Below are 25044 nucleotides of genomic sequence, written 5' to 3'. Positions count from 1 at the left end.
CGCCCGCATGCTCGCCGTGATCCTGGTGGTCACGGCGATCTCGCTGATCGCGTCCGGCGGCGTCGCGTTCACGATGCAGTACAACCAAGCCCTTTCCGGCGTGGATGAGCATCTCCTCTCTCACGCCGATGCGCTTCTCGGTGGCGCCACCGACGAGCCCGACATGGACCAGGACGGGGCCACCGAAGTCGTCCCGGGATCCCTCGACCCGCATGCCTACACCAGCGTCGACGCCCTCCTGCGGGCTGAGCTGAGCCGGATCGTGGGTCATGGCGAAGCCGCGATCGGTATCATCGACGGCGAGGTGGCGCTGCGCTCGGCCGGAACGCTGAGCGCAGCGATGGCGGACGACACGGACTTCATCGCGGCGGCCGCCGCGAGCTCCACCCGCACGAACTCGCCCGCCCTCGGCACCGCGGAGCTCGGGGACACGACGGTTCGCTGGGTATCGGTCCCCGTCACCGTGGAGGGCGACGCCACCACCGGCGTGTCGATTCGCGCGATCAACCTCGACGACACTCTTGATCCACTGCATCTGGCGGCGCTCGTGTTCTGTGCCGTGGCCATCGTGATCCTCATCGTCGTCGGTCTGGTCACCTGGGCGGTGCTCGGCCGGTGGCTGCTCTCGCCGATGCAGCACCTGCAGCGCACGACGGGCGAGATCTCGCTCTCCCACCTCGCTGCGCGTGTTCCGGAGGGCGGGACCGATGACCTCGCCAATGTCGGCCGCTCCGTCAACGCGATGCTCGACCGCCTCGAGGGCTCCGTCGACGTTCAGCGCCGTCTGCTCGACGACGTGCGCCACGAGCTGAAGACCCCCATCACCATCGTGCGCGGTCACCTGGAGATGATGAACCCCGCTGATCCGGCCGACGTCGCCTCCGCTCGCGAGATCGGGATCTCGGAACTGGATCGCATGACCCGCCTCGTGGAGGACATCGACCTGCTGGCCACCGTCGAAGACGACGAGTACACGATGGGCATGGTTGATGTCAGTCGTCTGACGGAACGCATCGGCGAGATGATCGTGGCCATCCCCGGGCATCCCTGGCGCGTCCTGGATCGCGCCGACACGATCGTGCGCGGCAACCCGGATCGTCTTCTGCAGGCCTGGCTCGCCCTCATCGACAACGCCGCCAAGTACACGCCGCAGGGCAGCCCGATCGAACTGGGCAGCACCCTCACCCCCGACGAGGTGCACCTGTGGGTGCGCGACCACGGCGTGGGCATCCCGCCCGCGATGCGACACCGCATCTTCCGCCGGTTCGACCGCGGCAGCGGCCGGCGCGATGTCGGAGGAACCGGACTCGGGCTGGCCATCGTGGACGCGATCGCACGCGCGCACGGCGGCTCCTGTACCGTTACGGACACCCCCGGTGGTGGTGCGACCTTCGTGATCCGCGTGCCCGCTCACCTCGGGCGACCGGGGTCGAACCTGCCCCAACCGATTCGCGCCGGAACAGTGGCGCTACGAGAGGACACCGCATGACCCGCATCCTGATCGCCGAAGACGAGCCGCGCATCTCGTCCTTCGTCAGCAAGGGGCTGGAAGCGGCCGGATACGTCACCGCCGTCGTCGAGGACGGCGGTGAGGCCCTCCAGACCGCGCTGAGCGGCGAGTTCTCCCTCATGCTTCTCGACGTCGGTCTTCCCACCATGGATGGATTCGACGTGCTCGCACACCTCCGCGGAAGCGGCTCGACCATGCCGGTGATCCTCCTCACGGCCCGCACCTCCACTCGGGACATGGTTGAAGGCCTGGACAGCGGAGCGAACGACTACATCCCCAAGCCGTTCAAGTTCGACGAGCTGCTGGCGCGCGTGCGCGTGCGGCTGCGCGAAGGGGGAACGAGCGCCAACTCGATGGTGATCAGCCATCGCGAGGTGTCACTCGATATGCTCGCGCGCCGCGCGACCGTGGGCGGACGTGAGGTGGAGTTGTCGGCACGCGAGTTCGCCCTCGCGGAGCAGTTCCTGCGCAACCCCGGGCTCGTGCTCAGCCGCGAGCAGCTGCTCAGCCGGGTGTGGGGTCTCGACTTCGATCCCGGTTCGAACGTGGTGGATGTCTACGTGCGTTACCTGCGCACGAAGTTCGGCACCGAGCACATCGAGACCGTCCGGGGCGCCGGCTACCGCTGGCTCTGACACCCACACCGACCCGTTCCGCTTCTCTGCCGTGCCGCGATCGCGCCGCCCCAGAGTAACGGCATCTGAGCGGGCACCCGTGCGCTGATCTGGCCTCAGGCGCGCTCAGAGAGATCGTGCACATCCTCGAGCGCAACACCGCCCCAGCAGCGCGCCTTCTCCGATGAGACGATCTCCGTCACCACGAACTCCCCGGACGCCGGGCGCTCTCCCGACGCGCGGCGCTCACCCGACGTGAGACGCGGCCCATCGTGAGACGCTGCCCGACGCACGGCGCTCGCCCCACACACGGCGAGCCACCGACGCGAGGCGCTCGCCCCACGCACGGCACTCGCCCCACGCAAGGCGCTCGCCCAACGCAAGCCGCTCCCCCGACGCACGGCACTGCCCGACGTGAGACGCGGCCCATCGTGAGACGCTGCCCGACGCACAGCGCTCGCCCCAGGCACGGCGAGCCACCGACGCATGGCGCTCCCCCGACACAACGAGCTCGGCAACACCGGAGATCCCGCGAGCAGCCGGAGGCCCAGCCAGGATCGCGCAACCTGCCGCCACAAACAGAAACCCCCGGCACATGGTGCCGGGGGGCCGAGGTGAGCGGACCCGAACCGCTCGTTTATGCTCACCGCACCCGAAGCAGTGAGAGTTCCTCGTGTTCTGTTACTCCCGGGGAGATGGGATACATGTCAGCGCTGAGGCCGACATGTCTATTCTTCCCGCTCCTCCCCGCGAACGGGGTGACAACACCGTGAGACTGTTCTCATCTTCGATGAGCCTCAGGCCAGTTCGCCGTCCTCCAGCAGTTCCGTCACGAGAGCCGCGATGGCGCTGCGCTCGGAACGCGTCAAGGTCACATGAGCGAACAGGCTGTGCCCCGTGAGCGTCTCGATCACCGACGCGACGCCATCATGACGCCCGACCCGGAGGTTGTCGCGCTGTGCGACGTCGTGAGTGAGGACGATGCGCGAGTTCTGCCCGATGCGGCTGAGCACCGTCAACAGGACGTTGCGCTCCAGCGACTGCGCCTCATCGACGATCACGAACGCGTCATGCAGCGAACGACCCCGAATGTGCGTCAGGGGCAGAACCTCGAGGAGTCCTCGTTCGAGCACCTCCTCCATCACGTTGCCACTGACGACGGAGCCGAGGGTGTCGAACACCGCCTGCCCCCAGGGCGACATCTTCTCGCCCTGGTCCCCGGGCAGGTAGCCCAGCTCCTGACCACCGACCGCGAACAGGGGACGGAAGACGATGATCTTCTTCTGCTGCTGACGCTCCAGAACGGCTTCGAGGCCTGCGCACAGAGCAAGGGCGGACTTGCCCGTTCCGGCGCGACCGCCGAGGGAGACGATGCCGACTTCGGGGTCCAGCAACAGATCCAGCGCGATCCGCTGCTCGGCCGAGCGCCCGTGCAGTCCGAAGGCCTCCCGGTCGCCCCGCACGAGGCGGAACTCCCCCTCACCGGTCACCCGCGCGAGCGCCGAGCCGCGATCGGAATGCAGCACCAGCCCGGTGTTCACGGGAAGACCCGCGGCATCGGGATGCGAGCCCACCTCGGAATCGTAGAGATCGGCGATCTCATCAGAGCCGACGTGGATGGTGGCCATGCCACTCCACCCCGAGTGCGCTGCCTGCTCGGCGAGGTACTCCTCGGCTTCGAGGCCAAGCGAGGCAGCCTTCACACGCATGGGGAGATCCTTGGACACGATGGTGACGTCTTCCCCCGCCGCCTGCAGATGCATCGCCACAGCAAGGATCCGGGTGTCATTGTCACTCAGCCGGATGCCGGCGGGCAGCACGCTGGTGTCGGTGTTCGCGAGTTCCACGCGCAGCGTGCCGCCGGAGCCCACCTCCACCGGGAAGTCGAGGCGGCCGTGTTCAACACGCAGATCATCGAGGTGACGCAGCGCCTGCCGGGCGAAGTAGCCCAGCTCCGGGTCGTTGCGCTTGGCTTCGAGTTCACTGATCACCGTCACGGGCAGCACCACCGAATGCTCCGCGAAACGGAACAGCGCACGTGGATCGCTCAGCAGCACGGACGTGTCGATGACGTAGGTGCGCAGCCGCACCTCGCTCGCATCCGTGCTGACGCGCCGCGTCCGCTGCTGGTGCCGCTGTCCTGTTGCACTGGTCACAACCGACCCCCAACCCGGATCCATCCGGATCAATCGCGTCGGCCGAGAGCCACGAGTCCTGTTTCACAGCCGACCCGATCGAGCACCTTGCCCGATGCTCAGACGCTAGCGCCCTCACGTGCCGGGGGCCAGTGCCTTCCCTGGCGTGTCGGAGGACAGCGGGTGAACGGACGGTGACCGGCGCTCAGCTGCCGAAGCGGCGATCGCGGTCCCCGTAGTCGCGGATCGCGCGCAGGAAGTCGACCTCCCGGAGGTCCGGGCCTAGCGCCTCGACGAAGTAGAACTCGCTGTGGGCGCTCTGCCACAGCAGGAAGTCGCTCAGGCGCTGCTCGCCCGAGGTCCGGATCACGAGGTCGGGGTCCGGCTGGCCGCCGGTGTACAGGTGCTCACCCAGCATCTCGGGTGTGAGGTTGGCCGCCAGCTCTTCCATCGACGCGCCGCGCGCGTCGTGCTTCTCGATGATCTTGCGCACGGCGTCGACGATCTCATTGCGTCCGCCATAGCCCACAGCCAGGTTGACGTGCATGCCGGAGTTCCCCGCCGTCCGTTCGGCGACCTCCGTCAGCGCGGCACGCAGACCCTCCGGCAGCAGTTCCAGGCGACCGACGATCTGCACCCGCCATCCCGCCTCCCGGGAGAGCGCGTCAGCCAGCTCCGCGATGATCTGAATGAGGTCTTCGAGCTCTTGTGAATCGCGCTTTCTGAGGTTGTCCGCCGAGAGCAGGTAGAGCGACACGACGGAGATCCCGAGGTCGTCGCACCACCGCAGGAACTCCTGCATCTTCGCCGCGCCCGCCCGGTGTCCGTGTGCGGGGCTCGGGAAACCCAGCTGACGCGCCCACCGCCGGTTACCGTCGATCATCATCGCGACATGACGCGGCACCTTTGCGTGATCGATCTGACGCCGCAGCCGTGAGCTGTACAACCGGTACAGGAAACCGGCGCCCTCGGATCGACCCGTTGTGCTCACTCCCCTACGCTACCGCCCCGGATCGATCAGACGTGAGCGTCGTGTGGAGAGACGCCCACGTAGCGCCGTGGATATGTGCAGCCGACGGAATGTTCCGGGCCTTACGCTCAGAACGTGACACGCGAGAACACCCCGCCCTCGGTGCCGAAGCTCCCGTTGCTGGAAGCCGCGGCCGACGACGCGACCATCGAGATCAAGCCCACCTGGCGCGGCTGGATCCATGCCGGGACCTTCCCGGTCACCATCGCTGCGGGAATCGTGCTGATCTGCCTGGCTCAGGGCGCACCTGCGAAGTGGGCAAGCGCCGTGTTCATGGCCACCTCGATGCTGCTGTTCGGCAACTCAGCGCTCTATCACCGTTTCAACTGGCGTCCCCGGACGAAGGTGGTGCTGAAGCGGATCGACCATGCCAACATCCTGCTGCTGATCGCGGGCACCTACACCCCCCTCGCCGTACTCGCACTGCCGCCGGAGAAGGGACTCCTGCTGCTGATCCTGGTCTGGTCCGGGACGCTGCTCGGGATCCTCTTCCGGGTCTTCTGGATCAACGCCCCGCGCTGGCTGTACGTCGCCATCTACCTGCTGCTGGGCTGGGCCGCGATCATGTACATCGTCGATCTCCTCAACGCCAACGTCGCGATGATGGTGCTCGTGGTTGTGGGCGGGTTGCTGTACTCGGGCGGCGCGGTCGTCTACGCGCTCAAGAAGCCCAACCCGTGGCCCGGACATTTCGGCTTCCACGAGATCTTCCACGTATGCACCGTGCTGGCATTCCTCTGCCACTGGACGGCCTGCCTGCTCATCGCGTTGGAGCCGCTGCGTCCCTCACTCGGCGTCCCGGCCTGACGCGCTACTTCGGCTCGGTGCCGGGCTTCGACTCGGTGTCGGGCTTCGACTCGGTGTCGGGCGCGCTCGCACCGGCTTGCGCGGCCTCGCGATCCAGCTGCTCGTTGACCTCGTCGCGGTAGCGCGCACGGCGGATGCGGCGCTGCATGTCCCAGACGAGCAGGAACACACCGACAACGAGCAGAGCGATCACGAGGAACCCGGCCACGCCCGGCGTCACGGACTCGGCGGGAACCGTCATCGTGGGCGTCGGGACGGGGGTGGAGGTCGCTCGAACGATTGCCTCGAATGCGTGCATCGGGTCTGCTTTCCCTTTCGCGGGAGGTTAGCCTGGAACTCCAGCCTAATCTTCGATCGGACGCCATGACGACCACCGCAATGCTCGATGACCGGTACGGCCGCACCCGCTCGCCCGCCCGCCGGCGCGCGTGGTGGATCGCTGTGGCCGCCGTGGGAGCGATCATCGTGGGCGCGCTCGGCTGGATGACGGTGCGCGGATCGCTGTACTCGGTCACCGTGGACAACCTCGGCTATCAGGTGACGGATTCCCACGCGGTCTCCGTGGACTTCCAGTTCTCCACCACGCCGGGCACCGATGTCACCTGCACCCTGCAGGCGCTGGATCCCGAGCAGGGCATCGTGGGCTTCCGCGTGATCCGCTACGAGTCGGGCGAATCCCACCAGCAGCGCCACACCGAGGTCATCCGAACCGTCGCGGAAGCGACGACGGGCCTCGTCGAGGGCTGCTGGACGTCATAGTCACCACCCGCCCAGTTTGGCCGTCGGCGGCGGAGTTCGTAGACTGGCCGGACCGACGCCCTGCCACGCTGGGCGTCTTTTCCATATACCTCCCCCTGGGAAGGATCGCCATGTCTGATGACGCACAGGTCACGTTCCTCACGCAGGACGCCTACGATCGGCTCGTGTCCGAGCTGGAACACCTCTCCACGGTGGGACGCGACGAGATCGCCAAGCGCATCGAGATCGCCCGCGAGGAGGGCGATCTCAAGGAGAACGGCGGCTACCATGCCGCCAAGGACGAGCAGGGCAAGCAAGAGGCCCGTATTCGGACCCTGCAGTCGCTGCTGAAGAACGCGCGCGTCGGCGAGGCTCCGGCCAGCCGCGGGATCGTGGAGCCCGGAACGGTCATCACCGCGCTGATCATGGGCGACGAGGAGGTGTTCCTGCTGGGCAACCGCGAGATCGCGGCGGGCAGTGAGCTGGACGTCTACAGCGAGGTCAGCCCCCTCGGTGCCGCGATCCTCGGCCTCAAGGAAGGCGAGAAGGGCAGCTACACCGCCCCCAACGGCCGCGAGATCCCCGTGGAGATCCTCAAGGTCGAGACCTACAACGGGCAATGACCCGAGAGGAAGGGCCCCGCACACCGCATCACCGCGGGTGTGCGGGGCCCTTCAGCGTTGTCACTCGTTGATCACCACCGGCGCGAACCCGCCGTCACGCAGCGCGCGCAGGGTCAGCTCCTTGTGCTCCTCGCCGCGCGTCTCAACGCTGATCTGCAGGCTGACCTGACTGATCTGCAGCCCCTGGCCGTGGCGGGTGTGCTGCACCTCCACCACGTTGGCGCCCGCCTGCGAGACGATCTCCGACACGCGGGAGAGCTGCCCCGGCCGATCCGGCAGCGGGATGCGGATGGTCATGTACCGGCCCGAAGCGGCAAGACCGTGGGAGACGACGCGCTGCAGCAGCATCGGGTCGATGTTGCCTCCCGAGAGGACCACGACCGCGGTGCCGGATGACTGGATCTTCCCGGCCATGATGGCGGCGACCCCCACCGCACCGGCCGGCTCCACGACGACTTTCGCCCGCTCAAGCAGCGCGACGATGGCTCGCGCGATGTCGTCATCAGACACGGTGACGACCTCGTCGACGAGCTCGCGGATGATCTCGAACGGAATGTCGCCGGGGCGAGCCACGTAGATGCCGTCCGCGATGGTCGGCCGGGTGATCACCTCGACCGGTGTGCCGGCTTCCAGCGAGAGCGGGAACGGTGCCGCGTTCTCCGCCTGCACACCGATGATGCGGACGGTGCGGCCCTCTGCGGCCGCCTTCTCCTTGATCGCCGCAGCGACCCCGGCGATGAGCCCCCCACCGCCGATGCCCATGATGACCGTCTCCACCTCGGGAGCGTCCGCCATGATCTCCAGGCCGAGCGTCCCCTGACCGACGATGACGTCGCGGTGGTCGTACGGCGGGATGAAGATGGCGCCGGTGCGCTCGGCGAACTCCTTGGCCAGTCGCAGCGGTGTCTCCACGGTCTCGCCCTCGAGGATCACCTCGGCGCCGTAGCCGCGCGTCGAGAGCAGCTTCGGCACCGGGACCCCGAGCGGCATGAAGATCGTGGCCGGGATGCCCAGCTCACGCGCGGCGAGCGCAACGCCCTGGGCGTGGTTCCCCGCGGATGCGGCCACTACGCCGTGCGAGCGTTCCTCCTCGGACAGGCGGGAGAGGCGATAGGTGGCACCGCGCACCTTGAACGAACCGGTCCGCTGGAGGTTCTCCATCTTGAGCATCACTCGCGAACCGAGCAGGTCGGATAGGTGCTGACTGTACTCGAGCGGAGTGTGGCCGATATGAGGCTTCAGACTCTCGGCCGCGGACTCGATGTCGGACAACAGGGGTCCGTATGTCATCGGGCCCGCCTTTCTGTGGGAACCTGCCGCCAGATCAGCTGATCCTGGCTGAGAGTGCCGCTGCGCCACGCTCCGCTGGAGAGCGACACTGCGACCACGTTGACGAACGCCGCCAGGGGCACGGCGAACAGGGCACCGGGGATGCCGGCGACCATGGTGCCGCCGGCGACAACGAGCACCACGGCGAGAGGGTGCACCTTGACGGCGGAACCCATGAGGAACGGCTGCAGCACGTGTCCCTCAAGCTGCTGCACCGCCAGCACAGCGGCGAGCATGATCACCGCGATCACCCAGCCGTTGTACACCAGAGCGATGAGCACCGCGATGAATCCGGTGACGACGGCACCGACGATCGGGACGAAGGAGCCCAGGAAGACAAGGATGCCAATCGGAACCGCGAGCGGGACACCGAGGAAGAAGGCGGACAGACCGATGCCGACCGCGTCGATCACGGCGACCAGCAGCTGCGTGCGCGCGTAGTTGACGACGGTGCGCCAGCCCAGTCGGCCCGAGCCGTCCGCAGCGGCGCGTGCCGTGCGGGGGAAGAGACGCACGACCCACTTCCAGATGCCGCCGCCGTCCGCGAGCAGGCAGAGCAGGACGAAGAGGGCGAGCACCGCGCCGGTGCCGATGTGTGCGGCGGTCGAGCCGACCGCCAGAGCGCCGTTGAGAAGCAGTTCCTGCTGCTCGGCGAGCGTCTCCTGCGCCTGCTTCATGAAGGCGTCGATCTGCTCCGGGCTGAGTGTGAACGGGCCGGTGATGAGCCACTCCCGCAGCATCTCCCAGCCTTCGATGGCCCGGTCCTTGACGGCGGACGCCTGCTGCGAGATCTGCCAGATGGCGAGGGTGAGCAGGCCGCCCACGATCACGAGCGTGCCGAGCACGGAGATGACGATGGCCAGCCACCGCGGCAAGCCGCGCTTGATCAGCCAGGTGAATGCCGGCCACAGGAGGGCGGTGATCAGCAGCGCAACGAGAATCGGGATCACCAGCAGCTTCAGCTGCATGACCAGCCAGATCACGAGCGCCACCGCGCCGGCGATCACGAGAATCCGCCAGGCGTAGGCCGTAGTCACACGCAGCGCGCTGGGAACGAGGGCGCCGTCGGAGGGCGTCTCCACGCGAGTGCGCAGCGATTCGAAGAAGCCGGGACGAGGATTCGGATCGCTCATGGATAGATTCTACGGGTGTCGGAGGCTGGCGTTACGCTGAGCGCCGTGCCTGAAACACTGTCGCTCGCCGCCGCCCGGCGCACCGCTCTCGCCGCACAGGGGTTCGGTGCGGCGCACCCGGCGCGGGTGTCGCCGGCCTCACTCCACGCCGTGATGAGGCGCGTGGGCGTGCTGCAGATCGACTCGGTCAACGTCTTCTCACGCAGTCACTACATGCCGTTCTTCTCGCGCCTCGGCGCCTACGACACCGGCATGCTGGACCGCCTCGCCTTCGGTTCCCATGCCGCGTACACCGAGTACTGGGCGCACGTCGCCACCGTCATCCCCACGTCCGACTGGGGGCTGTGGCGCTTCCGCATGGACGAGTACGCCACCCGGCTCTCCCCCACGGATCCGTGGGCGCAGGACAACCAGCAGACCCTGGACTGGGTGCGTTCCGAGCTGGCTCAGCGCGGCCCCTCCCGCCCCGCGGAGATCGAGCAGGACGCCGCGACGGGTCCCCGCGGACCGTGGTGGGACTGGAGCGCAACCAAACGAGCCCTCGAACGGCTGTTCCTCGCCGGTGAGGTCGCAATCGCGGGGCGTCGCGGCTTCGAACGACGCTATGCGCTCGCCGCCGATGTGATCCCCGCGGCGGTCCTCTCGGCGCCCGTTCCCCGGGAGGACGCCATTCGTGAGCTCACGGCCCGCGGGCTGGCCTTCCACGGTGTCGCCACTGCCGCCGACATCGCCGACTATCACCGGCTCGGGCGCACCGACGTGATCGCGGCGCTGCGGGATCTGGAAGACGCCGGAGTGGCGCTGCCCGTCCGTGTTCAGGGCTGGGAGCGGGGCGGCCGCCCGATTCCCGCCTGGATCCATCACGATGCCCGCGTGCCGCGGCGGATGTCCGCCGCTGCTCTGCTGACGCCGTTCGATCCTGTGGTGTGGTTCCGCGACCGCACGGAGCGGCTGTTCGGCGTCGAGTACCGCATCGAGATCTACACCCCCGAGCCGCAGCGCCGGTACGGCTACTACTCGTTGCCCGTCCTGATCGACGACCAGCTCGTGGCGCGCGTCGATCTGAAGGCGGATCGCGCGCGCTCGGAGCTCCTGGTGCAGTCGGCGTGGTGGGACGGGGAGCCGCGTCCGGCGGACGTCGAGCGCATCGCCGAGGAACTCCGGCGCGCGGCGACGTGGAAGGGACTGGAGCGCATCAGCGTCGGCCGCTGGGGGGACGCCGCCGATGCGGTGGCCGCGGCACTGTCCCTGCACCCGGCGCACCGCGGACGCCACGACCGCGCGAGCCGGTGACCGGACGCCCCCTGACCAGGTCCCACCACGACGACAGTGCCACGAACGGGACGCCGCTCCCCGCATGAGAAGACACTCCCCGAACGGGAAAAGGCGCACCCGACACTCCCGCGAATGAGAAAACGCCCGCCGGTTGGCGGGCGTTTTCTCGCGGTTCAGAACTGGATACGTGGCGGCTCGGCGATGCCGGCACCGTCGATGACCTCGAAGAACTCCCGCTCGGAGAATCCGAGGTTTCGGGCGAACAGGTTGTTCGGGAACACCTTGATCTTGGTGTTCAGCTCCCGGACGCCGCCGTTGTAGAAACGGCGCGAGGCCTGGATCTTGTCCTCGGTGTCGACGATGGCGCGCTGCAGCTGCAGGAAGTTCTGACTGGCCTGGAGCTGCGGGTACGCCTCGGCCACCGCGAACAGGCTCTTCAGCGCGTTCTGCAGGTGTCCCTCGGCAACACCCGCCGCCCCCGGCGACTGTGCGGACAGGGTCTCAGCGCGCGCCTGGGTCACGTTCTCGAACACCGCGCGTTCATGCGCGGCATAACCCTTGACGGTCTCGATAAGTGCGGGGATCATGTCGGCGCGACGCTTCAACTGAACGGTGATGTCACTCCACGCTTCGTCGACGCGCACGTTGAGCTGCACGAGCGAGTTGTACGTCGCCCACAGATAGACGCCGACGATGACGGCGATCAGGACGATCACCAGCACCGGAACGAGCCAAGCCAGCATTTCCATGTTTGCTGAACCCCCTTAGGTCACAGTCATTCTATCGACGCCGCGGGCACCTGCCGCGCGTGAGCGATTTCTCGGAGACGTCTCGAAGGCAGTACACCCCGCCCGAGGCTCCCGGCTGAGCCGCGGCAGTCAGCGCGCGAGCCACGGGGTCCTCACACGCCGAGAACGCGATCCAGGTACCGGTTGCGGAACAGCCGGTCGGGGTCCAAGCGGTCACGAAGGGCGACGAAGTCGTCGAAGCGCGGATATGCGTCCCGAAGGTCCTCCGCCGTGCGCGTGTGCATCTTGCCCCAGTGCGGTCGCCCGCCGTGAGCGCGCATGATCTCCTCCACCGCGGTGAAATAGGCACTGGGGTCCTCCCGCCAGTAGCGGTGCACCGCGATGTACGCCGTTGCCTGATCGTGGGCGGTGGAGAGCCATCGGTCATCCGCTGCGGCGAAGCGCACCTCCACCGGGAAGGAGATCCGCCAGCCGCGGCGTTCGATGAGCTCGGTCAGCTCACGAAAGGCCGGGACCACGTCGTCCGCGGGGAGGGCGTACTCCATCTCGCGGAAGCGGACGGTGCGCCTCTGAGTCAGCACGCGATGGGAGAGGTCGGTGTACTCGCGATTGCCTGTGAGTCTCGTGGCGAGCCGGCTGAACGGCGGGGTGATGGCCGGGATCACGGTGCCGGCGGCGCACGCCACGCGATACACACCGTTGGAGAGCACGCTCTCGTCCAGCCACTTGCCCACGGGCGGCAGCGGGTGGCGCACCGCCGACTCCGGAAGCCGGGTGTCGGTCTTGGTAAGAGCAGTGTCTGTGTGCGGGAACCAGTAGAACTCGAAGTGATCGGCCTCCTCGACGCGCTCGTGCAGCGTGTCGAGGACCTCCTGCAGCGGCTCCGGGCGCTCCACCGCGTGCAGGACGAACGCCGGCACGCACTGCAGGGTGACCTCCACGAGGATCCCGAGCGCGCCGAGTCCGAGCGCGAAGGCGCCCAGAAGCTCGGGCTGGTGGTCCTCGTCGATACGGAGGAACTCTCCAGCCGCGGTGATCACGGTGACACCGACGACCTGCGTCGCCAGCCCGCCGAAACCGGCGCCCGTGCCATGGGTGCCGGTGGAGATCGCGCCGGAGATGGACTGACGGTCGATGTCGCCGAGATTCTCCATCGCCAGCCCGTACCGCGCCAGCAGCCGCGGAATCTGGTGGAGGCGGGTACCGGCCAGCAGCGTGACCCGAGCGCGTGCGGAGTCTGCACTGACCACGCCGGTCAGGTCGCTCATGTCAAGGAGGACGCCGGGTGCCACCGCGATCCCGGTGAACGAGTGACCCGCGCCGACGGCCTTGATCTCCAACCCGCGCTGAGCGGCGGCGATGACCGCCCGCTGGACCGCCTCCGGCGTGCGGGGACGCTCCACCCGCTGCGGCGTGATGCTCGCGCTGCGACCCCAGTTCTGCCAGCTCCCGCCGAGTCGTGTCACAGGAACGCCTTTCCTTCGCCGCGGTACGTGGGAAGCTCGTCGATGACCTTCCCGTTGTGAACCAGATGGTATCGGAGCACGCGCTCGGACCCTTCGCCGCTCTTCGCGTGGCGGAACCAGACCCGATCGCCGACGCGGAGGTCCCGGGCGTTGTCGCCGTGGAGCGGTGTCTGGACCTCGCCGGCTCCTTCGCGCGGCTGCATGCGCAGCCCGCTGGGCCAGACGGGCAGGGGCTGACGTGACGCGAGCGGCGGCCCCGACGCGATCCAGCCGCCGCCCAGAACGGTGGCGATGTCTGGACGCGGCCGGCGGACCACGTCGAACGCGAACGCGGCAGCGGGAGCCGGCGTGAAGGCACGATAGCCGTCGAACAGGTGCCCCCCGAAGAGTCCCGAGCCCGCGGTGACCTCGGTGACGGCCTGGTCGTCCGATGTGTACTCCAGTGAGCCGGTGCCCCCGCCGTTGACGAACTCGAGCGGGGTGATGGCGTTTACAGCATCGACGATCGCGCCGCGCCTGGCTCGCAGTTCCTGGCCGGAGCGGCGCTGCATCCAGCGGATCACGCCGTCACCGGATCCGGTCTTGTCCCCCTGCCCGGCGATCTGGGCCTCGTACATCATCAGCCCCACCAGCCGGAAGCCGTTGCGCGCCACGATCCGGCGCGCGAAGGACGCGGCGTCGCTCGCGGTGAACAGCGGCGAACGGAACACGCCGAGGTGACCGAGCCCGGGGGCCTCCCAGGACGCGTCGACGTCGATCGCCACACGAATGACCGGCCGTTGTGCGGGGGCGACGACGGAGTCCACGAGATCCAGCTGCGCTTCGTCGTCCACCATCAGCGTGATCCGCGAGGCGAGACGCTCATCGGCGGCGAGCCGCGCGATGGCCTCACGATCGGCCGTGGGATAGCCCAGCACCACGTCGTCGTGGTCCTCGGCGAGCCAGAGCGCTTCGGCGAGGGTGAAGGCGAGAATGCCGTGATATCCCGGCATGGCCAGCACTGCGTCGAGGACCGACCGAACGCGGATGGACTTGCTCGCGACACGGATGGGGACGCCGCCGGAGCGGACCAACAGGTCGGTTGTGTTGTGGGCGAGTGCCTCGTGCGACACGACGGCGACCGGGGCGGGGATGCCGGCGGTGGCCTGCGACAGTGCGGGCCACCAGGCGTCGGGTGACTGCCAGGCGAGGGGGTCGGGGGATGTGGTGGTGAGCGGGAGCACGGGATCAGCCTAGGACCTCTCCCCCGCACAGGGGGATGACTGCGCGGACCGCGCCCCGCACAGAACGCGAAAAGCCCCCGCCGATGAGGACGGGGGCTCTCACAGCGTGCCGAAGCACGCACCGATCACTTCAGGCCGGGGCAGAGCGACTGCAGCTTGCTGGCGGAGTCCGACAGCTCGGTGAGCAGCGACGGGTCCGGCGTGGATCCCGAGATGCCCTCGACGACGGTGCCGAAGGCCTGGGACATGCCGGAGACGGCGTCCTTGACCTCGGTGTTGCCCACCTTGCCGGCGATGTCGTCCAGCTTGGTGGTGACGGCGCTGAACGCCTTCTTGGCGGCGTCGGTGTCACCCGAGGTGAGCTCGCCCGACAGGCTCGCCATCTCGGTCTGGAACGACGTCATCTCCGTCTGGACGACCTTGCAGGCGTCCTCGACCGACTGGTTGGCGTTCGCGGCACCGCCGGAACAGCCCACGAGACCCGTCGCCGCGAGTGCGACGGTGGCAGCGAGCATGGACAGCGTGATGGAACGACGCATGTTTCCCCCTCAGATGAAGCCGCGCCTGCGTGCGCGACAGGCAAAAGCCTACCGAACTCATTGACGACGCACAGACCACGTTGCGGTGCCCCCACGGGGATTCGAACCCCGACTGAAGCGAGTTTAAGTCGCCTGCCTCTGCCGTTGGGCTATGGGGGCTATGCGAAACGGCGGCGGGTTTCACCCGCCGCCGTTTCGTCATCGGCTCACTTGCCGGCGTCGACCTTCTCGGCCTTCGCCGGTGCGGCCTCAGCCGCCGGTGCCGGCGCCTCGGCCGGAGCAGGCTTCGGGCGCGAGGCGAACTCCTCGAAGAATGCGCGCGGCTCGCTCAGGTTGTAGAGCGGAGCGATATCGCGACCCAGCCAGAGGTTGTTCCACCAGCCCCACAGCACACGCCACTTGCGCTCCCACGTCGGCATGGCCAGGCCGTGGTAACCGCGGTGGGCCACCCACGCGAGGAAGCCCTTGATCGCGATCTTGCCCGACTGGAACACACCGTCGTACAGACCGAGACCAGCGACCGCGCCGAGGTTCTTGTGGATGTAGTCCACCGGGGCGTCGCCGCGGAGTACGGCGACGAGGTTCTTCGCGAGGCGCTTGGCCTGACGAACGGCGTGCTGCGCGTTCGGAACGCAGAAACCGCCGACGCCGCCACCGGTGAGGTCGGGAACCGCGGCGACGTCACCGGCGGTCCAGGCACCCTCGACGACGTTCTTGTCGGCGTCGATCACGCGCAGGTCGGCCTGCGCCGTGATGCGGCCGCGCTCGTCCGCGGGCAGCCCCGACGAACGCACGACCTGCGGGTTGGCCATCACACCGGCGGTCCAGATGATGAGGTCGGACGGGATGACCTCGCCCGTGGACAGCAGCACGTTGCCGTCGGTGGCGTCCTTGACCTGCGTGTCCAGGTGCACGAAGGCGCCACGCTTGGCAAGGTCCTTCAGCACCCACTCGCTGGTGGGCAGGGCGACCTCGGGCATGATGCGCCCCATCGCCTCGATGAGGTGGAAGTGGGTCTCGTCGAAGGACAGCTGCGGGTAGTCCTTCAGCAGGGCCGAACCGAACGAGCGCAGCTCGGCGAGCGTCTCGATTCCGGCGAAGCCGCCACCGACCACCACGACCGTGAGCAGGCGCTCACGCTCGGGACCGGCGGGGAGGGCCGCCGCACGGCCGAAGTTCTGGATGAGGCGGTCGCGCACGGCCACGGCCTCCTCGATCGACTTCATGCCGATCGCGTTGTCGGCGATGCCGCCGATGGGGAAGGTGCGGGAGACCGATCCGGCGGTGACGACGATCTGGTCGTACGTCATCTCGTACGGCTCGCCGTCTGCCGGCGTGATGGTCGCCGTCTTGTTCGCGTGGTCGACGTTGGTGACCTTGGCGTTGATGACGTTGGTCTTCTTCAGGTGACGACGGTGCGCGACCACGGCATGACGCGGCTCGATCGACCCGGCGGCCACCTCGGGGAGGAACGGCAGGTACGTCATGTAGGGAAGCGGGTCGACCAGCGTGACCTCGGCTTCGCCCTTGCGAAGGTGCTTTTCCAGCTTCCACGCGGTGTAGAAGCCCGCGTATCCACCGCCGACAATCAGGATTTTGGGCACGAGAAGAAAACTCCTTGGATGATCACTGTCTCGGCGTGCGTTGAGAACGCGCCGATCGGATGCGTCGGGCAGCTGCGTTGACGCCGAGCACTATCAGAATAGCAGGGACGGTCGCGGCGACGAGCGGCAGGGTACCGTACAGAATCGTGGATCTGGTGGGAAGAAACGGTGCACTCGCCTTGACCGGCACATCGGCCGCCGGCAACGGCTCGATCTCCACCGGCGCCGCAAGCGACGAGGACACCTCGGGATCGGCGTCCGCACCCCGCCGGTAAAGGCGCACCCACTCCTTGAGCGTCAGTCCCAGCGGACTGTGATCGATGGCCGGCACATCCGCGTTCACGGCGGCTTCGGCGTTGACCAGGCCATACCCGTACAGCGGGTCGGGATCCTGGCCGACGTCCGACGGATGCTGAGCGGTCGCCAGGATGCGATTGATCACGTTGTCGGCGTTGAGGTCGGGATGCGCCGAGCGCACGAGGGCGACGATGCCCGCGACGATCGGGGCGGCACCGCTGGTGCCCGCCCACTCCACCACCTTGCCGTCCGAGGAGACGCCCAGCAGTTTCTCGCTGGGGGCCGCGACAGCGATGGTGATGCCGCTCGTGGATGCTCGATCGCTCGCCCGCCCGGTCGGATCAACGCCCGCGACGGTCAGCACACCGGGAATCGTGGCGGGGGCTCCGACCGACTCCGTGCCGTTGCCGCGGTTACCGGCCGCGACCACCACCACCACGTCATGATCGAAGGCGTACTGGAACGCCTCATCCCAGGACTCATCCCAGGTGAGGGTGTTGGTAGTGAGCGAAAGGTTGATGACATCGGCGCCGTGGTCCACGGCCCACCGCACCGCTGAGGCGATCTGCTCCACGGCAGAGACGGTCGCCGTCGCGCCGAAGCCGACCGAGATCGAGAGCAGATCGGCTTCCGGTGCGACGCCGATCATCCCGGTCTCCGCTCCGGTTCCCCGTCCGGCTGCCAGAGACGCCACCCAGGTGCCGTGGTTGTTGTCGACGACGCCCACCGGGGTGCGGCCGTCGTCGCTGCCCATTCCCGATTCATCGGTGCCGTCGATCACCGCGCCATCGAGCTCGGGGACGCGGGCGATGCCGGTGTCGATGACCGCGATCGTGACTCCGGCGCCCCGGGTGGTCTTCCAGGCCTCCTCGATGCCGTAGTCGCGCAGCCAGTACTCCGCGGCGCGCACCGGATCGACGGTGGGCGTTGGCGACGGAGTCGGTGAGGGGGTGGCGGTGGTAACCGCCGGTGCCAGAGCGACCGCGTCCACGGCAGACGCGGGCAGGACGGTAAGACCGGCCGCGACGAGAGCCGCGAGCGCGAATCCGACCGCCGGGCGGGTCATGCCGAACCGGGCTCGACGCACTGGCAGCGATCCGGTGAGTAGGTGCTGCGCTCCAGGGCGAGGTCTCCGATGGGGTTCACACCCGGCCCGGCCGCCAGCGCATGGCCCGCGAGCGCGTGCAGGCACTTGATGCGCGTCGGCATCCCGCCGGAGGAGATGCCCGCGATCTCCTCGACCTCACCGAACTGGGCGCGGTCGGCGAGGAACGCCTCGTGAGCGCTGCGGTACTTCGCCTGCAGCTCCTCGTCCTCGGCCAGCAGCTGAGTGAACTCGGCCATGACACCCTCGGCCTCCAGCTGAGACATGGCGATGGTCGCTGCGGGGTGGGTGAGGTAGTAGAACGTCGGGAAGGGCGAGCCGTCTTCGAGACGGGGGGCGGTGGCCACCACGGTGGGATTGCCGCACACGCACCGCGCGGCGACGCCGACGACGTTGCGCACCGGACGTCCGAGCTGGGAGCTCATCACGTCGAGGTCGGTGGGACGAAGGGGTTCGAAGGGGGGCGTGGTCACCTGTCCAGCCTAACGGGCCACGGCATCTCCAGGCCGGGCCACTCAGCGAGTGGGCCCCTCAGCGGGCGGGGCCTCAGCCGGTGGGCGTGGTGCCGTCGGTCGATGTACCGGGAGTTTCTGCAGGCTGGTCCGCGACGCTCTGCGTGAGCCCCGCCTCGGTGACCGACCTCAGCATGGCCCCCATCCAGTCGTTCGGCGCCTGCTCGACGGTCTCGCTCACCGGCTTCTGCTCACCGGGAAGCGCGGCGGGATCGAGGTCGTCCACGACGAGGTAGACGATCTCGCCGGGACGGTAGTAGAACAGTCGCTCGCGCGCCTGGGTGATGACGTAGTTCGGATCGTTCCACCGGTCACGCTCGGCCTCCAGCGCGTCGACCTTGTCTTGCGCGACCTGCACCGAGTGCTCGAGTGCGTCGATGCGCTGCAGCTGGCCGATGTAGGTGCCGACCGTGGGCACCAGCATGAACACCGCGAAGATCACGAGGCCGAACATGATCATCATGAAGACCGACAGCCGGACCCCGCCGAGCCAGTCCCGGACGTCCACGCGTTGCGGGACACCGGAGCCCCGGGGCGATCGGGGCGACACGTTCGCCCCCTTCTTCGGTGGTTCGGAGCGCGGTGTCGGCGTCGTTCGGGCGGCGCGGGAACGCGGAGAGGGGAGATCCGGTCGTTTGGCCATGATCTCCCCTCTCGTGCTTATGCGTGCGTCAGCGTGTCAGGACTCAGCCCTGGTAACGCGGGAAGGCGGAACGTCCAGCGAAGACGGCGGCCTCGCCCAGCTCCTCCTCGATGCGCAGAAGCTGATTGTACTTCGCGACGCGGTCCGAACGAGCCGGCGCGCCCGACTTGATCTGACCGCTGTTGGTAGCCACGGCCAGGTCGGCGATGGTGGTGTCCTCGGTCTCACCCGAACGGTGCGAGAGCATCGCGGTGTATCCGGAGCGCTGTGCCAGCGAGACGGCGTCGAGCGTCTCCGTGAGCGTGCCGATCTGGTTGACCTTGACCAGGAGCGAGTTGCCCACGCCCTTGGCGATGCCGTCTGCGAGACGCGTCGGGTTGGTGACGAACAGGTCGTCGCCGACCAGCTGCACCTTGTTGCCCAGGGCATCCGTGAGTGCCTTCCAGCCGTCCCAGTCGTCCTCGGCGAGGCCGTCCTCGATCGAGACCAGCGGGAAGTTCGCGACCAGGTCGGCGTAGTAGGCGATGAGCTCGTCGCTGGAGAGCTGCTTGCCCTCGAAGGCGTACTTGCCGTCGGCGAAGAACTCCGTCGATGCGACGTCCAGTCCCACCGCGATGTCGACGCCCGGCTTGAACCCGGCCTTCTCGATGGCGGCCATCAGGAACTCGAGGGCGCCCTTGTTGCTGGGAAGGTCGGGGGCGAAGCCGCCCTCGTCTCCGAGGCCGGTGGCGTAGCCACCCGACTTCAGCTCGCTCTTGAGAACGTGGTAGGTCTCAGCACCCCAGCGAAGCGCCTCGGCGAAGGAGTCGGCGCCGTGGGGAACCAGGAAGAACTCCTGCATGTCCACACCGGTGTCCGCGTGAGCACCGCCGTTGATGACGTTCAGCAGCGGAACGGGCAGCACGTGCGCGTTCGGTCCGCCGAGGTAGCGGAACAGCGGCAGATCAGCCGAATCCGCGGCGGCCTTCGCGACCGCAAGGCTCACACCGAGGATGGCGTTCGCGCCGGTGCGCTGCTTGTTGTCGGTGCCGTCCGTGCGGATGAGCACCTCGTCGATGACGCGCTGCTCGCTGGCGTCGATGCCCTCGATGGCCGGGCCGAGCTCGTCCAGCACGGCGTCGACGGCCTTCAGCACGCCCTTGCCGCCGTAGCGCGACTTGTCGCCGTCACGCAGCTCGTACGCTTCGAAAGCACCGGTGGATGCGCCGGAGGGGACGGCAGCGCGCTGGACGATGCCGTCGTCGAGGAGCACCTCCACCTCGACGGTCGGGTTGCCGCGCGAATCCAGGATCTCGCGGGCGCCTACAGCCTCGATCAATGCCACGTTGGATGCTCCTTGCTCGTGGAAAAAGGTTGGGGTGGAGCGACGTCGGTCCGCCGTCAGTCTATCCAGCGCGACCGACCGTGTCCGATCCGTTGCCTCCGGTGTCTGCAACATCAGCTCGGTACGTGTGATCCGCCGGCGGCGCCGGGAGAGGAGCGGCGGCCGCCGGGGGCACCGGCGCGGGCTGACGGCGGAACTGCCCGGCGACCAGCAGGATCACGATCACGACGGCGAGGACGATCCACGCCGCAACTCCGAGCGGACCGGCGAGGGCGAGATCGAGGTGTTGCGCATCGAACAGGGCAAGGAACACCGCGGCGGAGGCGTTGAGCGAGCCGTGGGCGAGCACCGCGGGCCACACCGAGGCGCTGCGCAGGCGCATCCAGCCGAGGAGGATCCCCCAGGCCACACATCCTGCCACCATCAGCAGGACCCCCGAGAGGTCGGGGCGCGCGAAGTTGTAGCCGAGCAGGATGATCGGCGAATGCCACAGCCCCCAGATCACCCCGGTGATGAGCAGGGTGGCCCACGTGCCGAGCGGGCGCAGTGCCGGCGTCAGCCAGCCGCGCCAGCCCAGCTCCTCCCCGACTGCCAGCAACGACGAGAGAATCGCGTTGAACGGAGTCGCGACGATCTGGACGATGATCACGGTCATGATGAGTTCACGATCGACATCACCCGGCAGCGTGGCCGCGAGCTGCTGGGCGACGACCGATCGCTCGGGATCCAGAATCCCCCAGCCGCACAGAGCCGCGAGACCGGCGATCAGCAGCGACAGTACCCAGGGGCCGAACAGGCCGATCGCGAGGAACAAGATCGTCCGGCCCGCCGGGCGCAGCGGCCACATGCCGAGGAAGCGCAGACGGTGCTGCGCAGGTGTGCGCAGCACCAGTACGACGACGAGCATCGCGACAGTCGGCGTGAACATCATCACGGGCAGGAGCAGCCCGGACAGAGGATTGGCCAATCCCCCATCGAGCCACAGCGGCAGCGCCACCGCCCACGCGAGTCCGCATGCGACGAGGACGAAGACGAGCACCGCAGGCCAGGGCACACGGCGGGGAAGGATCTCGGGCTGGCCCGGCGCGGGCGCATGGGTCGTGTCGGTCATGCTCTCATTCCTCTTCCCGGTGGTCGTTGTCATCTCGCGCCCGATCGGCGAGCGCGGCGAGAACCCCTGCTCCCCGCTCGGCGTCGGGCACCGTCACGACGAACTCGCGCCCGTCACGGCGGGTGACGGCGATGGCCCCACCCCGGCGCACCACCACTCCAAACCGGCCGCCGGGGACGTAACGCAGACCCCACCCGCCGAAATCCGAGAGCGGGTTGACCTGCGCCACATCGACGGCGGCGATCTGCGTCAGCGGAATGTGCACCCGAGGCCACCCGGCGAGCGCGCGCACCGTGAGGCCGGTGCCGTCCACGCGGACGCGGAAGTCGGTGGCCACGGCCACGAAGTAGGTGGCGAGCACCATGACGCCGAGCACCGCCCAGGCCACGGCGGAACCGGCGGCGGCAATGAGCACCGCCAGTGCGAGCGTCACCCCGAGCAGCACGAACAACGCCACCGCGGTGCCGCGTGAGACCCGCGCCCGCTGCGTCCAGAGCGTCCGGCTGTTCTCCGGAAGGGGCGTAGCGACCGCGGGCGCGTCGGCTTCGGAGCGGATGACCAGCGCCGGCTGGAGGAACCACCCCACCACCCCGGCGAGCAGCCCCGCCCCGAAGGCAGCGGGGACATCCCACGGCGTGAGGACGGCCTCGCGCCAGTCCGAGACGTCCAGCTGGACCGCGGTGGAGCGCAACGCCACGACCGCGAGGAGTACGGAGAGCCCCAGGGCCATGGCCGCCGATCCGCGGGAGTTGTAGTTCCAGGCACCCGCGCGCGCCGAGTTCGCCACGAACATCCACAGCAGCAGGGCGAATCCGATCGGGAACACCAGCGCGAAGACCGGCAAGGGCCACCCGGGGCCCGAGCCGTCGGGAGCCCCGGAGAAACCCCAGTGCGTGGCCGCGGGTACCGGAAGCCGGCCGAGCCACTGCAGCATGAGGATCCCGCTGACCAACGCGATCGCGGTGGGCAGCACCACCCCGACCATGACATAGCGGCGCATCGCCGCCTCGACGGCGAGCGCGACATCGCCGCTGCCCGCTGCCGGCGTTCCGTCTTCTCCGGGCTGTCGGTCGGTCATCGAAAGGCCTCCTTCACGAGCGAGCCGAGGGTATCGGCGGAGATGCCGAGGGCACGAGCGCGCTCGACCAGGTCGTCGATCTCGCGGCTCAGCGATTGCCAGTGCGCCGCGGCGTCGGTCACCACGGCACCGCGCCCACGCCGCATGTCAATCAGTCCCTCTTCGCGGAGGTCCTGGTAGGCGCGCAACACCGTGTGCAGGTTCATGCCCAACGACGCCGCGAGTTCCCGCGCGGTCGGCAGGCGTTCTCCCGGACGAAGCTGCCCGGTGGCGGCTTCTCGTCGGATGCCCGCGGCGAGCTGCTCGAACAGCGGCTCTTCACGCCCGGGGTCGATGGTCACCAACATGCTCTTATTATAGTTCTAGTAGAACTACCGTGTCCGGTGTCACGTTCGGATTGTCGGCTTTCTACAATCGATTCGCCCGGGGGCGGAGCCTCCTCGACACTCACAGGGTGCGCATCACTCCCCGTCGCCTCGCTTGGGGCATGAGTCTCTGGCTTCCGAACCTCTGCAGCGGCATCCGTGTCCGTAGCTTCAGCGCGGACTGGACGGTCGCCGTCGTGGAACTCCACGTCAATCTGCTCACCCGCAACTACGTGAAGACCGCGTTCGGCGGGTCCATGTCGGCGATGACCGATCCCTACTTCTTCATGCTGGTCATGCATCAGCTGGGCCGGGACTACGTCGTGTGGGACACCCGTGGCGAGATCGAGTTCGTCAAGCCCGGCCGCGGGGTCCTCACGGCACGATTCGAGGTACCCAGCGAGCGCGCTGACGACATCAGGCGCCGGGCTGCGGGAGGGGCGAAGGTGCTTGAATGGTTCGACACTGTGATCACGGACCGCTCGGGAGACGTGGTGGCCCGCGTCCGGCGCGAGGTGTACATCCGGGAGAAACGACGCGTCACCGACGCTCGGGGCTGAGACGGCGGGCGCTCAGCCGAGCGGCTTGAGCTCCAGGTCCTCGCGGCGTGCGCCCGCGGACACGGTGGCGAAGGACGTATATCCATCGGCGGCAGCGCGCTCCAGCAGGGACTTCAGGTTCTTCGTGCGCTGTTCCAGCCGCACCCGTACCCCCTCGCTCACCAGAGCGGTCTTCAGTGCGACGAGAGTGGCAACCGCGACGTCCTTGTCGTGCACCAGCACGACGGCCGGTGCGACGTCCGAATCGTCCTGCTCCAGGAGGTCCACGATGCGCTCGAAGCCGATCGAGAAGCCCACGGCAGGAACGTCCTGGCCCAGGAAGCGACCGATCATTCCGTCATATCGGCCGCCGCCGCCGAGCGAGTAGCCCACGCTCGGGTGTGCGAGCTCGAAGATCGTGCCCGTGTAGTAGCCCATGCCGCGCACGAGGAACGGATCGAACTCGAACGGTGCGCTGTCGCGTCCGGCACCGACCGCCTCCGCGATGGCGAGCAGGTTCTCCACGCCCTCGGCGCCGACGCCTTCCGGAAGCACGGCACGGATCGCGTCGCCCGTGAAGGTGGCCGCCGGGGCAAGAGCCGAGAGGTAGGCTTCGAAGCCGTCCACCGCGGCCGGGGTCACACCGCGGTCACGCAGCTCGGCGGCGACGCCGGCCGGGCCGATCTTGTCGAGCTTGTCGATAGTGATGAGCACACCCGGCCGCTCCTCAACGGCGAACCCGAAGTGATCCAGCAGACTGTCCAGGATACGGCGGTCGTTGATCCGCACGGTCACCCCGGGAAGACCCAGGGCGTCGATCGCATCCAGAGTCGCCGTGATGAGCTCGGCTTCGGCGCGGAAGCTCGCGTCGCCGATCACGTCGATGTCGCTCTGCACGAACTGGCGGTAGCGGCCCTTCTGCGGACGCTCGGCCCGCCACACCGGTGCCATCTGCAGTGAACGGAACACCGTGGGCAGCTGCGCGCGGTGCGTCGCATAGAAACGTGCGAGCGGGACGGTGAGGTCGTAACGCAGACCAAGGTCGCTCAGGGCGCCCTGGTCTTCCGCGGCGTCGCGAACGGCGTCGGCGTCCAGACCGCGCTTGAGGATGTTGAAGGCGAGCTTCTCGTTGTCCCCCCCGATCCCCGCGTGCAATCGCGCGTGATCCTCCATCACGGGAGTCTCGATCTCGTCGAAGCCGTGCGCGCGGTAGCGGTCGCGGATCACGGCGAGCACCCGCTCGCGACGAGTCTTCTCAGACGGGAGGAAATCGCGCATTCCGCGCGGAGGGTTCA

Annotated in this window: 25 protein-coding genes and 1 tRNA gene; 7 read left to right on the top strand and 19 right to left on the bottom strand. The window is 68.3% G+C overall.

Features of this window, described 5'->3' with window-relative positions:
* The first annotated feature begins 7 nt into the window (after window positions 1–7).
* Window positions 8–1489 carry an ATP-binding protein gene (locus tag ACIQJ5_RS05105; RefSeq protein WP_402841517.1) on the top strand — a complete coding sequence of 494 codons (1482 nt, stop codon included), beginning with the start codon at window positions 8–10 and terminating at the stop codon, window positions 1487–1489.
* Window positions 1486–2145, top strand: a complete 660-nt coding sequence (locus tag ACIQJ5_RS05100) for a response regulator transcription factor (protein WP_402841514.1) — start codon at window positions 1486–1488, stop codon at window positions 2143–2145. Before ACIQJ5_RS05105 ends, ACIQJ5_RS05100 begins: the two co-directional genes overlap by 4 nt.
* A gap of 776 nt (window positions 2146–2921) precedes the next feature.
* On the opposite strand, the gene ACIQJ5_RS05095 is transcribed toward ACIQJ5_RS05100, so the two are convergent.
* Window positions 2922–4304, bottom strand: a complete 1383-nt coding sequence (locus tag ACIQJ5_RS05095; protein WP_372459767.1) for a PhoH family protein — start codon at window positions 4302–4304, stop codon at window positions 2922–2924.
* A gap of 160 nt (window positions 4305–4464) precedes the next feature.
* Window positions 4465–5250: an isoprenyl transferase gene (locus ACIQJ5_RS05090; RefSeq protein ID WP_231089599.1), complete on the bottom strand. Its 786-nt coding sequence runs from the start codon at window positions 5248–5250 to the stop codon at window positions 4465–4467.
* Between the two features lie 141 nt (window positions 5251–5391).
* Between ACIQJ5_RS05090 and ACIQJ5_RS05085 the strand changes: the two genes are divergently transcribed.
* Window positions 5392–6096 carry a hemolysin III family protein gene (locus ACIQJ5_RS05085; protein WP_231091341.1) on the top strand — a complete coding sequence of 235 codons (705 nt, stop codon included), beginning with the start codon at window positions 5392–5394 and terminating at the stop codon, window positions 6094–6096.
* A gap of 4 nt (window positions 6097–6100) precedes the next feature.
* On the opposite strand, the gene ACIQJ5_RS05080 is transcribed toward ACIQJ5_RS05085, so the two are convergent.
* Window positions 6101–6394: a hypothetical protein gene (locus ACIQJ5_RS05080; RefSeq protein WP_231089598.1), complete on the bottom strand. Its 294-nt coding sequence runs from the start codon at window positions 6392–6394 to the stop codon at window positions 6101–6103.
* Window positions 6395–6459: 65 nt separating this feature from the next.
* Between ACIQJ5_RS05080 and ACIQJ5_RS05075 the strand changes: the two genes are divergently transcribed.
* Window positions 6460–6855, top strand: coding sequence for a DUF4307 domain-containing protein (locus ACIQJ5_RS05075; protein WP_402841510.1), 396 nt, complete (start codon window positions 6460–6462; stop codon window positions 6853–6855).
* Window positions 6856–6965: 110 nt separating this feature from the next.
* Window positions 6966–7457: a transcription elongation factor GreA gene (gene greA, locus ACIQJ5_RS05070; protein WP_231089596.1), complete on the top strand. Its 492-nt coding sequence runs from the start codon at window positions 6966–6968 to the stop codon at window positions 7455–7457.
* Window positions 7458–7517: 60 nt separating this feature from the next.
* On the opposite strand, the gene ilvA is transcribed toward greA, so the two are convergent.
* Together ilvA and ACIQJ5_RS05060 are read right to left on the bottom strand one after the other, a co-directional pair.
* Window positions 7518–8747, bottom strand: a complete 1230-nt coding sequence (ilvA, locus tag ACIQJ5_RS05065) for a threonine ammonia-lyase (RefSeq protein WP_231089595.1) — start codon at window positions 8745–8747, stop codon at window positions 7518–7520.
* Entirely contained in the window at window positions 8744–9919 is a 1176-nt protein-coding gene (locus ACIQJ5_RS05060; RefSeq protein ID WP_231089594.1) for an AI-2E family transporter, read from the bottom strand. Before ACIQJ5_RS05060 ends, ilvA begins: the two co-directional genes overlap by 4 nt.
* Window positions 9920–9964: 45 nt before the next feature.
* Between ACIQJ5_RS05060 and ACIQJ5_RS05055 the strand changes: the two genes are divergently transcribed.
* Complete coding sequence (locus ACIQJ5_RS05055) at window positions 9965–11212, top strand: winged helix-turn-helix domain-containing protein (RefSeq protein WP_402841504.1); 1248 nt, start codon at window positions 9965–9967, stop codon at window positions 11210–11212.
* Window positions 11213–11367: 155 nt separating this feature from the next.
* Here ACIQJ5_RS05055 and ACIQJ5_RS05050 read toward each other — a convergent pair whose 3' ends face one another.
* The 13 genes from ACIQJ5_RS05050 to ACIQJ5_RS04990 form a co-directional block, all read right to left on the bottom strand.
* Complete coding sequence (locus ACIQJ5_RS05050; protein ID WP_231091340.1) at window positions 11368–11934, bottom strand: LemA family protein; 567 nt, start codon at window positions 11932–11934, stop codon at window positions 11368–11370.
* Between the two features lie 161 nt (window positions 11935–12095).
* Window positions 12096–13409, bottom strand: a complete 1314-nt coding sequence (locus ACIQJ5_RS05045; RefSeq protein WP_402841501.1) for a D-arabinono-1,4-lactone oxidase — start codon at window positions 13407–13409, stop codon at window positions 12096–12098.
* Window positions 13406–14632 (bottom strand): alanine racemase, encoded by a 1227-nt coding sequence (locus ACIQJ5_RS05040; RefSeq protein ID WP_402841499.1) that lies wholly within the window; start codon window positions 14630–14632, stop codon window positions 13406–13408. Before ACIQJ5_RS05040 ends, ACIQJ5_RS05045 begins: the two co-directional genes overlap by 4 nt.
* 125 nt (window positions 14633–14757) lie before the next feature.
* Window positions 14758–15171 carry a hypothetical protein gene (locus ACIQJ5_RS05035; RefSeq protein WP_231089590.1) on the bottom strand — a complete coding sequence of 138 codons (414 nt, stop codon included), beginning with the start codon at window positions 15169–15171 and terminating at the stop codon, window positions 14758–14760.
* Window positions 15172–15257: 86 nt separating this feature from the next.
* Window positions 15258–15330 (bottom strand) — tRNA-Leu (locus ACIQJ5_RS05030).
* 47 nt (window positions 15331–15377) lie between these two features.
* On the bottom strand, window positions 15378–16775 hold the full coding sequence (locus ACIQJ5_RS05025) for an NAD(P)/FAD-dependent oxidoreductase (RefSeq protein ID WP_231089589.1): 1398 nt from the start codon (window positions 16773–16775) through the stop codon (window positions 15378–15380).
* A 22-nt stretch (window positions 16776–16797) separates the two neighbouring features.
* Window positions 16798–18138: a S8 family serine peptidase gene (locus ACIQJ5_RS05020; protein ID WP_231089588.1), complete on the bottom strand. Its 1341-nt coding sequence runs from the start codon at window positions 18136–18138 to the stop codon at window positions 16798–16800.
* Window positions 18135–18650: a DUF501 domain-containing protein gene (locus tag ACIQJ5_RS05015; protein ID WP_231089587.1), complete on the bottom strand. Its 516-nt coding sequence runs from the start codon at window positions 18648–18650 to the stop codon at window positions 18135–18137. The genes ACIQJ5_RS05020 and ACIQJ5_RS05015 overlap by 4 nt, the downstream gene beginning before the upstream one ends.
* Window positions 18651–18723: 73 nt before the next feature.
* A complete protein-coding gene (locus ACIQJ5_RS05010) occupies window positions 18724–19239 on the bottom strand; it encodes a septum formation initiator family protein (protein ID WP_402841489.1) in 516 nt (171 codons plus the stop codon).
* Between the two features lie 136 nt (window positions 19240–19375).
* Window positions 19376–20656, bottom strand: a complete 1281-nt coding sequence (gene eno / locus ACIQJ5_RS05005; protein ID WP_231089585.1) for a phosphopyruvate hydratase — start codon at window positions 20654–20656, stop codon at window positions 19376–19378.
* A gap of 61 nt (window positions 20657–20717) precedes the next feature.
* The gene (locus tag ACIQJ5_RS05000) at window positions 20718–21767 is read right to left on the bottom strand and encodes a lysostaphin resistance A-like protein (RefSeq protein ID WP_402841485.1); all 1050 of its coding nucleotides are present in this window, start codon (window positions 21765–21767) and stop codon (window positions 20718–20720) included.
* A 4-nt stretch (window positions 21768–21771) separates the two neighbouring features.
* Window positions 21772–22845: a hypothetical protein gene (locus ACIQJ5_RS04995; protein WP_402841482.1), complete on the bottom strand. Its 1074-nt coding sequence runs from the start codon at window positions 22843–22845 to the stop codon at window positions 21772–21774.
* The gene (locus tag ACIQJ5_RS04990; RefSeq protein ID WP_402841479.1) at window positions 22842–23192 is read right to left on the bottom strand and encodes a GntR family transcriptional regulator; all 351 of its coding nucleotides are present in this window, start codon (window positions 23190–23192) and stop codon (window positions 22842–22844) included. The genes ACIQJ5_RS04995 and ACIQJ5_RS04990 overlap by 4 nt, the downstream gene beginning before the upstream one ends.
* A 140-nt stretch (window positions 23193–23332) precedes the next feature.
* Here ACIQJ5_RS04990 and ACIQJ5_RS04985 point away from each other — a divergent pair, with 140 nt between their 5' ends.
* Window positions 23333–23770, top strand: a complete 438-nt coding sequence (locus ACIQJ5_RS04985) for a DUF4442 domain-containing protein (protein WP_231089581.1) — start codon at window positions 23333–23335, stop codon at window positions 23768–23770.
* Window positions 23771–23782: 12 nt separating this feature from the next.
* On the opposite strand, the gene hisS is transcribed toward ACIQJ5_RS04985, so the two are convergent.
* On the bottom strand, window positions 23783–25027 hold the full coding sequence (gene hisS / locus ACIQJ5_RS04980; RefSeq protein WP_402842057.1) for a histidine--tRNA ligase: 1245 nt from the start codon (window positions 25025–25027) through the stop codon (window positions 23783–23785).
* Window positions 25028–25044: the final 17 nt, after the last annotated feature.

It is taken from the genome of Microbacterium sp. GXS0129 (assembly GCF_044769785.1).
Lineage (GTDB): Bacteria > Actinomycetota > Actinomycetes > Actinomycetales > Microbacteriaceae > Microbacterium > Microbacterium nymphoidis.
Note: the sequence above shows the minus strand (reverse complement) of the source record. Positions and strands in the feature narration are given on the sequence as shown.